Raw genomic sequence first — 12,439 nt, 5'->3', positions numbered from 1 at the left:
ATTCTATGTTGAGAACATTGTGTAGAATGGTGTTGATTTTTCATCTAAGATTCATTTTCTACTAAAATTCATGTGATTTATGGTGCCTACTTTTGCAATGCTAAAAAACAAAACCAACCAACTAATTAATGATGAAAAGAATAGTACTACTATCGTTGCTATTCATCACTTACTTTTCTTTGAACACACTAGCAGGAGTAATTAAAGGATCGGCATTCGGAGCGGATGGAGAGCCATTAATTGGTGCTGTAGTAACACTCGAACCAAGTCATACTCAATCGGTAGTAGGCATGGATGGAAAGTTTAGTATGAATAATGTAGACAATGGAAACTATATTATACAGATACAATACATGGGGTATAAAACACTCCAAAGAGAAGTAGCTGTAAATAATGAAACAGTCTCATTAGAGTTAATACTTGAGTTAGACGCTGTCCAATTAGATGAAGCAGTTGTTTATGGTGCAAGAGAGCGTAAAACTTCTGAAAGTGCTCGTGCCACAGAACAAATGTCGTCTCAAGTAATGACTGTGATGTCCGCTCAGGATATCGAATTATCTCCAGATTTAAACGTGGCCAATGTAGTGCAGCGTGTAGCAGGTGTATCTTTAGAAAGAAACAATTCTGGCGATGGTCAGTTTGCCATTGTTCGTGGTATGGACAAACGTTATAATTATACATTGGTGAATGGTGTGAAAATCCCTTCTCCAGATAATAAAAACCGTTATGTGCCATTAGATTTATTTCCTTCAGACCTTTTAGATCGCTTGGAAGTGACCAAAGCATTAACTCCAGATATGGAAGGTGATGCCGTAGGTGGTGTAATTAATATGGAGATGAAAGACGCTCCAGAAAGTTACTCAGGACAACTAAACCTTTCTATTGGTAATAACTTTTTATTTGGTGATGGTAATCCGTTTATGTCTTGGAATACTTCAGGTAACATGAACACACCACCAAGTTGGAATGGAGTGAATAACGCTCAAGCAGGTGATTTTTCTGTGAATCATTTAGTGAATAATTATAAGAACTATGTTCCTAATATTGTAGGTGGCTTATCAATAGGTAACCGATTTGCTGATGATAAAATTGGAGTTATCGTTGCAGGTAGCTATCAACAAACAGCAAGAGGATCTAACAGTACTTGGTTTAGTACGGGTATGTTATCAGATGGTTCGACTTCTTTGGATAATATGGAAGATAGAAATTACTATCAATTGCAAAGAAGAGCAGGTTTGCATGCAAAAATGGATTATAGAATCAATGCAAATCACAACATCGATTGGTACAATGCTTATGTGTATTTAAGTAACGATCAGGTGCGTGATGTAACAAGAACACGTACTTGGGGTAGCTACGATCCGATTAATGGTAATGCAGGAGAAATGAGTTACATTACTCGTTACCGTTCGACTATCCAACAGATCTTTAACTCTACGCTGAAAGGTACTCACCATTTGAATACTTGGATGAAAGCAGATTGGTCGGCAGTGTACTCTAAAGCATCGAACAATGTTCCTGATAACGCAAAGTTTACTCGATCGGGAAGTATGACAAATTGGGAACATGCTCCAGAACGTATTGCAGGTAGATCGGCCCTTACCAGAAGATGGGATTATAACGACGATCAGGACTTGGCTTTTTATACCAACTTTACTTTCTCTCCTGAATTGAACTTTGTGTACGATTCAGAATTTAAAGCAGGTGGTTTGGTAAGGTTCAAAAACAGAAGTAACGATTTTGAAAATTACCGTTTTAACGCAGGGAACAGTGCTTTAGTAAAAGGAGAAGACTGGAACGATATCACAGATGTTAACTGGATTTTGGAAAACCCTACAGGGGTAAACTACTCTCCAAACCGATATACATCTCACGAAAATATCACGGCAGCGTATGGTCAGTTTAAATTAAACTTCGATCAGAAGCTAGAGGTAGTGGGTGGTGTTCGTATGGAACATACCGACATTGGATATTTCTTGCCTCAGCCGACAAATGATCTAGCAGATGCAGGCTTGGACGAAATGAGTCAGACATATGTTGACTTCCTACCAAGTTTACATTTCAAATATATGCTCAACCCGAAAGCTAACTTAAGAGCGTCCTATTTTAAATCGGTAATACGACCTGGTTTCTCTGAGTTTGTACCAATTCAGAATGGAGATACAGAAGACGATTGGACGGAAATGGGTAATCCAAATGTAGAAAGAACCATCGGTCATAACCTCGACCTTCGTTACGAATTTTTCCCAAGAGGAATGGACAAGTTTATGATCGGTGGTTTCTACAAAAAGTTACACAATCCAATTGAATACTCTTTAAACAGAGAAGCGGGATACATTATGCCAGATAATTATGGTGATGCTGAAAATATGGGTATTGAGATTGATGTGGTGAAGTACTTTAACAAGTTCGGTATTAGTGCCAACTACACCTACACTCACTCCAGAGTAACTACAGAAAAGGCCTACTACGAGAGAGAAATACCAGGTGATGAAACTTCAGACATCGTTATCAAGTCGGCTTTAGAAGACCGTCCGTTGCAAGGTCAGGCAGCACATATCGCGAACTTATCCTTCTTATATAAGAATTCAGAAAAAGGTATCGATATGCAATTGGCTACTGTGTATACAGGCGATAGAATCCACAGTTTATCGGCATTCTACGGAAACGATATGTGGCAAAAAGGATTCTTCCAAATGGACTTCTCAGCAGAGAAGAGAATCAATAAAAGCACGTTGATCTACCTAAAAGTGTACAACTTATTAGACAATGCTTATGAGGTAGAGATTCGTCAGCCGATAACTTACGCACAGTCTTTCTATCCTAAACAAGGGAACGAAGGAGACAATGTGTTAGTCCGTCAAGATTTTTACAGACGCCAATTTTTAGTGGGTCTTAAATATAATTTTTAAGCTTCAACAGAAGCAACCATTATTGAACTACAACTTAATTAAATATTAAAACCAAAATCATGAAACGTAATTTATTACTAAGATTATTAGCATTAACAATGCTTGTATCAGGTGCATTCTTCGCTACTTCTTGTAACAAAGAAGAAGTTGAATCAGGAAATGATACAGATAGACCAATTAACGAAGGTCAGCCAGAAGGATCTATCCGAATTGGTGGTAATATGGAAGAAGACCTTACTTTAGAAAAAGGAAACGAGTATTGGTTAGAAGCTAACCTAAACATGAGACCGGGTACGACATTAACGATCGAAGAAGGTGTTACAGTTTGGGTAAGCCCTTACAATAACCCAGAAATCGTTATCCACGGTAATATGTTTGCATGGGGTACAGAAGCAGCCCCAATCCTTTTCACATTACCTGAAGCACAACCAGAATTCTTCCAGTACGGTACTGTAAACTGGGGTGGTATTAACGGTGCAGAGGTACCAGAAGGTAGCGAGCGTCCTGATCAAGAAATTGGTATGACTTACGTAACAATCCAATACGCAGGTGGTCCAATGAACGAAAACTCAGAAGCAGTAAGAGTAGATAAATTAGAGCCAGGTGAGTTGGGATATTCAGTATTCTTCAACAACAACAAAGGTAAGTTGTATATGGAGAACTGTACTGTAGAGCACTCAGGTGGAGATGCCATTTATATCGAAAGAGGTCAGATTGCCTTATTCCATAACACGGTAGCTTATGCAGGTACAACAGAAGACGAAGCATTTAACTTCAAGCAAGGTACTGTAGGTGACTGTGGTTTCAACTTGATGTACTCAGCAGCAACAAACGGTATCAAAATCAACAACTCTAAGCCAACAGGTTCAGACTCTCAGACAAACGTAAATATGTATAACAATACAATGGCATACTGTGGATGGAGACGTGATGGCGAAAGAGGCGGATCGATCAACATCGAGAAAAATGCCAAAGGTCGTATCTTAAACAACCTTATTGTTAACTCTAAATTTGGTACTAAAGTAGATCCATCTACAGATATCGCAGGTGAAAATACAATCGTAAAAGGTAACTACTACTTCGGTCATGTAGAGTCTAACGCTACACAAGGTAATGGTTACTTACCTCACCACGGTATCCAACCATACGACGGAGAGGAAGATGATACTCACGTAGGTCATGAAACATTCTGGAGAGTATTCAAAGGTACTTGTAACTTCTTTACAGAAGCAGGTGTAAACGAGTGGACAGACGAATTAGAAGATCCTCAATTTGCAGAGTTTGCAGATGTAACTCCAAATGTAGATGGTACTCCTTCACAAGAATTGGATTACAAACAGATGGACTTCCGTTTAAAGTCAACTTCTCCAGGTGTTGATTTCGGAACAGACGACGAAACTTTATTGATTCCTCAAGTAGTTACTCAAGTTGGTGAAGTGACAGTAAATCGTCCTCAACCATCAGCAACAGTGGGTGCATTTGGATCAAACTAAGAGACATATTTTCAAGTTTTTAGTATTATGATAATATCTGCCCATATCTTTTGGTATGGGCAGTTTTAAACCTGAAATGAGAATGAAACAAAAGACTTCCTTACTTACACTATTTATTATTGGTTTATTGTTTTCGTGTCAGAAACATATTGCCTATCAAGAAACAGATCAATTTAATCCCTATTTAGGTTCTAAGCAGCAGTACCTATCACCAGAAAAAATTACCCCTCTGCCATACAATAGCAAGTTATTATTTGTGAGTACAGTAAACAGACATGGTTCTAGGTTTATGAGCTCTCAGAAAGATGATATTGCCGTTTGGACTTTACTAAAGCAAGCTAAAAAACAAAATTCCCTCACTCGAGAAGGAAGAGTGTTGTATGTTCAAATCAATAAATTGATTGAACTTCAAAAAGGGAACTACGGATTATTGACTACGACAGGTAAGAATGAATTGAAAGGTATGGGCGAACGTATGTATCAGCTCAATCCTCAATTCTTTGATGAAAACAGAGACATACAAGCCAATGCCACTTACAAAGAAAGAACGCAAGATTCTAGAGACAATTTTTTAAGTGGCTTGAATAAAAAGAATAGTTTAAATATCGAATTGTATAATGGCAAAAAAGGGTCGGATTATTTATTACGCTTCCATAAATCAACGCCAAGTTATTCGATGTATTTAAAAGAAAAAGGATGGGAGGCTCAGTACAACGAGGTATGGAATAGTAAAAGTATGCAAGAAATGGAAGACAGAATTCTGAACAAACTATTTGATAAAGAATTTGTCTTACATTTAAAAAGCGAGGATTTTGAGCCGATTCCAACAGAAGGTGGTTACACTATGTATCACTCAAAAGATTTTATCAACAGCTTATTTGAATGTTATAAAATCTCCAAAGCTTTTACACCACAATTGCAGCCAAAATTAGATAACATCTTTACGATATCAGAAAAGTCGACTTTATCTTATTTGGCAGATATAAAAGCTTTTTATCAAAAAGGACCGGGTTTCGAAGGGGAGTCGATGAGTTATTCCAATGCGGTATCACTTTTATCGAAAGTTACATTGGAGCTAGAAAAGGCGGTAAATGGAGAACAAAATAAAAGTGGATATTTAAATTTTGCTCATGCAGAAACGACTTTGCCGTTAATCACTTTATTGAATATCAATGACTGTAACGAAGCGCAAGACGAGTTGAAAAAAGGAAGTTGGAGAGCTTCGAAATGGGCATCGATGGGAACCAATATTCAATGGTTTGTCTTAGAGATTGATGGTGAGAAATATATTCACCTTCGATTCAACGAACAACCGGCTTCATTACCAATCGATTCGAAATCGAAAGGTACTTTTCTATGGAAAGACTATAGCGACTATGTAAAAACATTGGTAGCTAATTATGATGTGGACTACAAAGACACCAATTATAAAAAGATGTTACTTCAGCTATAATGAAATTAGCTGTTTTTAGATCTTGGTTTTTTTAGCGTTATACCGTCTAGGTATAGTTTTTTTTAACTAAAGAGGCTGATACAATTTTGTATCAGCCTTCTTTCTTCTATTAAAGTTATAGTGAATGTGTATTATTTTAAGTGATTGACGATAGCATAAAAACCATTCAAGTCCATCGCATTCAAGACATCATCTTTAGATATAGGTTGAGAAGATTGTTTGATAATGGCAATTTGGTGTTCGATATCAAGGTATATCCATTGACCGTGAATACCGATTGCCATTACTGCTTCCTGACCTTTTGTATGTTTGATCCACCACTGAGCTCTATAACTCCATTCGCCTTTTGGCATCACAAGATCATGAGATTCCGAACCGTTATCAAACGCTTTGATGTTACCGCCTTCCTGCAATTTTTTGATGATTGATGGAGCAACTACTTGTTGACCGTTAAATTTACCATCGTTAATCATCATCGTTGCAAAACGAGCCAAGTTATATGGAGTAGCGTTTAAACCACCTCCGGCAACTAAAGTAGCATTGTTGTCTAACAACACATAGGTATCGCCTTCAGTACCTACTTTCGACCATAATTGATCATGCATTGCTTCTTGAAACGATTGATTGTTTACACGGTTCGTTACCCAGTTGACCACATCCGTTTTAGGCGTGTTGTAATGAAACTCTTTACCATGAGGTAAACCATTGTGAATTTGAAGCGTCTCTAAGTAATCGTATAAATTATCTTTGTATTCAACTCCATCTACTTTTTCTGTCCAACCCAAAACAGCTCCATACTGACGGATGCCTGAGTAAGGATCAGCATAATCTTCTGTGAAATCCATAGAGTTGGTCATATCCAACACATGTTGAAAAGTAGCCTCAGAAAAAGCAGAAGCTTTCTTTAACTCTGGAATATAATCGAAGACTAAATCTTGTTCCGATAGTTTACCTTCCTCAACAGCCATTAAACCTAACAATCCACCAAAAGATTTGGTTACCGACATCATTTGATGAGGTTGATTGGGATGCATTTCGTTATCGTATCTTTCGTAGACAATTTGATCACCCTTTACCACCACTAGGGCATCTGTATAGGTGTGTTTTAGGAAAGTATCCATAGAAATGTGCTCTTCAGTTTCAGGGTGAATGACTTGGATATCATCTAAGCTCATATCAATATTCGATTTTAAATCGACACCTTTTTCTGCGGCTTTAATTGGAGCTGAAGGGTAGATTTCTCTCATATGTAAATACGACCATCTATTGTATGGGGGAGTTAATAAAGCATTCTTTTTTGTGACTTGTTTTTCTACTGCTGTAGGAAAACCTTCCATTAAACCAATTTCCTTAGCGGTAGCATATTTTTCGTATTGAAGTGTTGGTTTAGTTTCTACTTTTGGATCAACACCTTTAAAGCTAGCATTAAGAATAAATAATGAAGTAACTGCTGATGCAATGAAACCGATAGATTTTACGTGCTTTTTCATATTCGTACTTTTTTGTAATTGATGATTCACCCTTAGTAGGGCAAAAGCAAAATGAAACCCCTATATCGAGGGATAATTTTTTACAAAATTGTAAATGTCTTAAGGAAGATTGTTTGAGTTTAAATTTTTTTGATGCCGTTAATAGGGTTTTACATTATTATCATCCCTTGTAAAAGTGAGGTACGAAAAAACGAATACAAATATGATCTTATTTAACATCAACCCTAGGCATGCCTATGGAAGTAGGCGTTGGCCTACCACACTTTTATTTCTTTTTATTCCTTTATTATTGTTACAAAATAAAAGCTACGCTCAAGAGGAAGAAAAGATAGATAACTCAAAACCTACCAATCTCTACCGAAGGTTAAATGCGGTGGTAGAATCTAATGAAGACGGCAGGGTAGGTGCTCGACTAATTTACAATGGCACCGTAGGAAGCAATATTCTATATAGTGTAGAATTGCCCGTCTTCTCTACCGAAAATAAAGAAACAGGACAACGATCTTATGGAATTGGAGATGTAAGAGCTCGATTTTTCCATGTGACACATAAGAATTATGAAAAAACATTAGGAGCATTTGGTTACTCTGTAGATGTTTTTGTGCCAGGTCAGACAGGTATTGGAAGTGATCGATGGATGATCTCTCCAGGTGTTTTAGTAGGTGTTATTGCTACGGATTGGATACAGTTTTTCCCTATTGTTTCTTATCAATACCGACATCATATGACTACGGGGGCCGTAAGTCATGGAGCTAGTTTCCAAGTTATCACACCCATTAAATTTGGTGATAAAAGCTTCATGAGAATCACTCCAATCTGGCAGATGCCCGATTTCAGAAACCCAGAGGTCTCTACTGCTTTAGAGACACAATTCAACTATTTCATCAGTAAGAAAGTACAATTACAGCTTTTCCATATGGCTCACGAAAAATATGGTAATACAGTACGAATAGGAACAACTATCTTTTTTTAAAACATGAAAAACTTATTTATCACACTATTTATTTTAGGGGCTGTAGCCTTTAACTCATTGGCTCAAGATCACCCTAAAGGGTATTTATCGATCACCACTTCTGGATCCGGAGTGCTACAAAGAAACGCTCATTCATTTGTAATGAGTGCAGACTATAATCACTATGTTTCCGATCGATTTATGATTGGTATGTCGGTGATTGGCGACTGGGAAAAAGAATATGCAAAACTAGAGAGCGGTACTCAAGTAAACGACAGTTTTAAAAGCTCTGTCGCTTTTTATGGTACTTACCTATTTGGCAAAAATAGACAATGGGGCCTCGGAGGTGGTTATTCCAAAGACATTCTAAAAGGTGATACATTTAAACTAGGTAACGATTATGTAGATGCCTTTGTCATGTATTTTATTCCTGTAGGAAACTTAGGTTATATCTGTCCGAGAGTAGGGTATATTCACGATTTTCAAGGGAAGGAACAGAGTATATCTGCCGGATTTAGCTTTTCCGTCCCTATTAACTAAAGACGTGAAATTGCGTCATTTATAAGCTATTGTGAAGTCATCGTTTCTTAGATTCGATGACTTTTTATATATTATTTCTATCGGTTTATATCAGAAAATTAATTACGAATTTGGAAAATTCTTTAGTTAAGTGATTTCAATTCCCAAGCAGTATTTTCTTTTTATAGATCTTTGCTACATCAGGTTAACCAACTAATTCACTAGAAAAACTATCACCTAATAATGACGAATCATCCAAAGGAAATACAGAAGCATTATTATAAAAAGCAATGGTACAAAGACATCGAATTTAATATTGAACCTATAGAAGATGTATTTGATAAAGTAGGAGAAAAGCTATTCCATCCGCATCGACTGGATTTTCATCAATTTATTTTGGTGACCGAAGGAGGTGGAGATCACGAAGTAGATTTCAATCATTTAAAATTAAAAAAGAACTCTATTGTTCCATTGATCATTGGTCAGATTCAATCCTTTAAAAAGCAGCAAAACATAAAAGGATATGTGATTGTATTTACATCAAATTTTCTGGTACATGAAAAGGTGGATCAGAAATATTTGTACGACTTCCTTACTTTCAACACACTTATCCAACCCTTTTTACTTGATAGTACCCCGGAGATCAATCAGTTGGTCGAAATCTGTTATCAGACTTTTCAGAATAAGGAGGTATTCGAATACGAAGAGAGTTTAAGAGCTTTATTGAAAACCATTATTTTAAAAATAGAGCAAGAAAAAAGAAGATTTGTAAAGTTCCAACAATCTGAATTGGTTGGTCTTAGCATGAAGTTTAATAAAACATTAGAAGAAAAAATCAGTTATAAAACAAAGGTGAGTGATGTATTTCGTGAGCTAACGGAAGATCCTAAGAAAATATCGTTAGCAGTGAAAGAAACCACTTTGAAAACACCAAAACAACTATTAGATGAACGGATTGTATTAGAACTAAAAAGACTGTTGTCATATACAGATTTATCCATTAAGGAAATTGCCTTTCAGTTAGGATTTGATGAAACTTCCAACTTTACTAATTATTTCAAAAAACATACTGATCTCACTCCAACTGAGTTTAGAAATATGATGGTAAAATCCTGAAATTTATAAGTATTATCCCATTATTTATAAGTCGTTTTTTCTGTTTAATACCCTCCTTTGCATTTACAGTATTTGTATTTATATTGTTGATGTAAGCACCCTGATACAAAAGTCAATCATCCTATTATCAAAGAAGTAAACATCAACATAACCCCATAAATAAACATTTTATCTAATTAACATGGAACACAATTCACAAAGCTCAGGCGAATGCCCATTTCATTCTACATCTAGCAAAGAAGCCCACGGAGGTGGAGGCACACAGAATGCAGATTGGTGGCCAAATCAATTAAAATTAAGTATCCTTAGACAACATTCCTCTTTATCGAATCCCATGGATGAAGGCTTCAATTATAAAGAAGCTTTCGAAAGCCTAGATTACGATGCCTTGAAGAAAGATCTTCATGAGGTAATGACAGATTCCCAAGAGTGGTGGCCAGCTGATTTTGGTCATTACGGTCCTTTCTTTATTCGTATGGCTTGGCACAGTGCAGGTACCTATCGTATTGGAGATGGTAGAGGAGGAGCAGGTGCAGGACAGCAACGTTTTGCTCCATTGAATAGTTGGCCTGATAATGCCAATTTGGACAAAGCGAGAAGGTTACTTTGGCCTGTGAAACAGAAATATGGCCAAAAGATTTCTTGGGCTGATCTGATGATCTTAGCAGGAAATGTTGCCCTGGAATCTATGGGTTTTAAAACTTTTGGTTTTGGAGGAGGCCGTGAAGATGTGTGGGAACCAGAAATTGATGTATTCTGGGGAGAAGAAACAGAATGGTTAACCGATAAAAAGCGATATGATAATCCATCAAAAGATTTAGACAATCCTTTGGCTGCGGTGGAAATGGGATTGATTTACGTCAACCCAGAAGGTCCAGGCGGAAATCCAGATCCATTAGCTGCTGCAAAAGATATTCGTGAGACCTTTGCACGTATGGGGATGAACGATGAAGAAACTGTAGCTTTAATTGCTGGTGGACATACTTTTGGTAAATGTCATGGTGCCGGCGATGCAGCCAATGTGGGTCCTGAACCAGAAGCAGCAGCAGTAGAAGAGCAAGGTTTAGGTTGGAAAAGTACGTTTGGTTCGGGTATAGGAAAAGATGCCATTACCAGTGGTATTGAAGTGATTTGGACACAAACACCAACTAAATGGAGTTACTATTTCTTCGATAACTTGTTTAAGTACGATTGGGAATTAACCAAAAGCCCGGCAGGGGCAAACATGTGGGTAGCGAAAGATGCAGAGGAAGTAATGCCTGATGCCCACGAGCAAGGAGTTAAACACAAACCTACCATGTTGACTACAGATTTGTCGCTGAAGTTCGATCCTGCCTACGAGAAAATTTCTAAAAGATTCCATGAATATCCATTAGAATTTGCCGATGCTTTTGCTAAAGCTTGGTTTAAATTGACACATAGAGACATGGGGCCAAAATCAAATTATTTGGGACCTGAAGTACCAAGTGATGATTTAATTTGGCAAGATCCAGTACCCACTGTAGATCATGATTTAGTGAAAGAAGAGGATATTGCATCATTAAAATCTCAAATTTTATCATCTGGCTTGAGCCTATCTGAATTAATCAGTACGGCTTGGTCGTCTGCTGCTACCTATAGAGGATCTGATAAGAGAGGAGGAACGAATGGAGCAAGAATCGCTTTAGCACCTCAAAAAGATTGGGCAGTTCATCAGCCGGAACAATTAGATAAAGTTCTAGGAAAGCTAAAAGAGATTCAAGAACAATTTAATGGCAGTGGCAAAAAAGTATCTTTGGCCGATTTAATTGTAATTGCAGGTAATGCAGGAATTGAAAAAGCAGCAAGTAATGCTGGTAAATCTGTAAAAATCGATTTCTGTCCGGGAAGAACTGATGCACTTCAAGAACATACGGAGGTGGATATGATTTCTTTAATGGAACCGGGTGCCGATGCTTTCATTAATTATTATAATCCAGAAGTACCTGCTTCTCCAGAGAATCTGTTATTGGATAAAGCTAATTTGCTGACTTTAACGCCTCCAGAAATGACAGTTTTATTGGGTGGTTTACGTTCTATGGGTGTCATTCATGGAGGTAAAAAGCATGGTGTTTTTACTTCAAAAGAAGATACTCTTAGCAATGATTTCTTTAAAAACTTATTAGACATGAACATCATTTGGCAGAAAGACAAAGAAGATGAAAACGTGTTTTTAGGTTATGATAGAACTCAACATAAAATCGTTCGTTCAGCCACAATCGTAGATCTTATCTTTGGATCAAACTCAGAGTTGAGAGCACTAGCAGAAGTATATGGCTCTGCAGATGCGGAAGATAAATTTATCAACGATTTCCTTAAAGTTTGGACGAAAGTAATTCATTTAGGATTATAATTTCATCAGCTATAGATTTATAAATTAAGCCATCTTAATGATTGAATTAGGATGGCTTTTTTATTTTCTGAAATGTTAATTCTGAGAATGAGTCAACTATTTTTTTCTCTTTTGTGTTAAGGTGATAAGTTAA

8 protein-coding genes are annotated in these 12,439 nt (G+C 37.0%); 7 read left to right on the top strand and 1 reads right to left on the bottom strand.

The window, feature by feature from the left end; genetic code table 11:
- Positions 1 to 128 precede the first annotated feature (128 nt).
- The 3 genes from KMW28_RS17395 to KMW28_RS17385 all read left to right on the top strand — a co-directional run bounded on the left by KMW28_RS17395 (position 129) and on the right by KMW28_RS17385 (position 5,858).
- On the top strand, positions 129 to 2,912 hold the full coding sequence (locus tag KMW28_RS17395) for a TonB-dependent receptor (protein ID WP_169662905.1): 2,784 nt from the start codon (positions 129 to 131) through the stop codon (positions 2,910 to 2,912).
- 59 nt (positions 2,913 to 2,971) lie between these two features.
- Complete coding sequence (locus tag KMW28_RS17390; RefSeq protein WP_066212394.1) at positions 2,972 to 4,405, top strand: hypothetical protein; 1,434 nt, start codon at positions 2,972 to 2,974, stop codon at positions 4,403 to 4,405.
- Between the two features lie 82 nt (positions 4,406 to 4,487).
- Positions 4,488 to 5,858 (top strand): histidine-type phosphatase, encoded by a 1,371-nt coding sequence (locus tag KMW28_RS17385; RefSeq protein ID WP_169662904.1) that lies wholly within the window; start codon positions 4,488 to 4,490, stop codon positions 5,856 to 5,858.
- A gap of 131 nt (positions 5,859 to 5,989) precedes the next feature.
- Here the strand turns inward: KMW28_RS17385 and KMW28_RS17380 are convergent, their stop codons facing one another.
- A complete protein-coding gene (locus KMW28_RS17380; protein ID WP_169662903.1) occupies positions 5,990 to 7,348 on the bottom strand; it encodes a serine hydrolase domain-containing protein in 1,359 nt (452 codons plus the stop codon).
- A gap of 202 nt (positions 7,349 to 7,550) precedes the next feature.
- Between KMW28_RS17380 and KMW28_RS17375 the strand changes: the two genes are divergently transcribed.
- The 4 genes from KMW28_RS17375 (at position 7,551) to katG (ending at position 12,306) form a co-directional block, all read left to right on the top strand.
- Complete coding sequence (locus tag KMW28_RS17375; protein WP_169662902.1) at positions 7,551 to 8,321, top strand: hypothetical protein; 771 nt, start codon at positions 7,551 to 7,553, stop codon at positions 8,319 to 8,321.
- Positions 8,322 to 8,324: 3 nt separating this feature from the next.
- Positions 8,325 to 8,840 (top strand): hypothetical protein, encoded by a 516-nt coding sequence (locus KMW28_RS17370; RefSeq protein ID WP_169662901.1) that lies wholly within the window; start codon positions 8,325 to 8,327, stop codon positions 8,838 to 8,840.
- Between the two features lie 222 nt (positions 8,841 to 9,062).
- Positions 9,063 to 9,935: a helix-turn-helix domain-containing protein gene (locus tag KMW28_RS17365; RefSeq protein WP_169662900.1), complete on the top strand. Its 873-nt coding sequence runs from the start codon at positions 9,063 to 9,065 to the stop codon at positions 9,933 to 9,935.
- A gap of 181 nt (positions 9,936 to 10,116) precedes the next feature.
- On the top strand, positions 10,117 to 12,306 hold the full coding sequence (gene katG / locus KMW28_RS17360) for a catalase/peroxidase HPI (RefSeq protein ID WP_169662899.1): 2,190 nt from the start codon (positions 10,117 to 10,119) through the stop codon (positions 12,304 to 12,306).
- Positions 12,307 to 12,439: the final 133 nt, after the last annotated feature.

It is taken from the genome of Flammeovirga yaeyamensis (assembly GCF_018736045.1).
GTDB classification, from domain to species: Bacteria; Bacteroidota; Bacteroidia; order Cytophagales; family Flammeovirgaceae; genus Flammeovirga; species Flammeovirga yaeyamensis.
This window is presented reverse-complemented; position numbering and strand designations above follow the sequence as displayed.

Excerpts from the sequence above, each read along its gene's own strand:
- KMW28_RS17395 (WP_169662905.1), top strand. The coding sequence starts at position 129 with ATGATGAAAAGAATAGTACTACTATCGTTGCTATTCATCACTTACTTT.
- KMW28_RS17390 (WP_066212394.1), top strand. The coding sequence starts at position 2,972 with ATGAAACGTAATTTATTACTAAGATTATTAGCATTAACAATGCTTGTA.
- KMW28_RS17385 (WP_169662904.1), top strand. The coding sequence starts at position 4,488 with ATGAAACAAAAGACTTCCTTACTTACACTATTTATTATTGGTTTATTG.
- KMW28_RS17380 (WP_169662903.1), bottom strand. The coding sequence starts at position 7,348 with ATGAAAAAGCACGTAAAATCTATCGGTTTCATTGCATCAGCAGTTACT.
- KMW28_RS17375 (WP_169662902.1), top strand. The coding sequence starts at position 7,551 with ATGATCTTATTTAACATCAACCCTAGGCATGCCTATGGAAGTAGGCGT.
- KMW28_RS17370 (WP_169662901.1), top strand. The coding sequence starts at position 8,325 with ATGAAAAACTTATTTATCACACTATTTATTTTAGGGGCTGTAGCCTTT.
- KMW28_RS17365 (WP_169662900.1), top strand. The coding sequence starts at position 9,063 with ATGACGAATCATCCAAAGGAAATACAGAAGCATTATTATAAAAAGCAA.
- katG (WP_169662899.1), top strand. The coding sequence starts at position 10,117 with ATGGAACACAATTCACAAAGCTCAGGCGAATGCCCATTTCATTCTACA.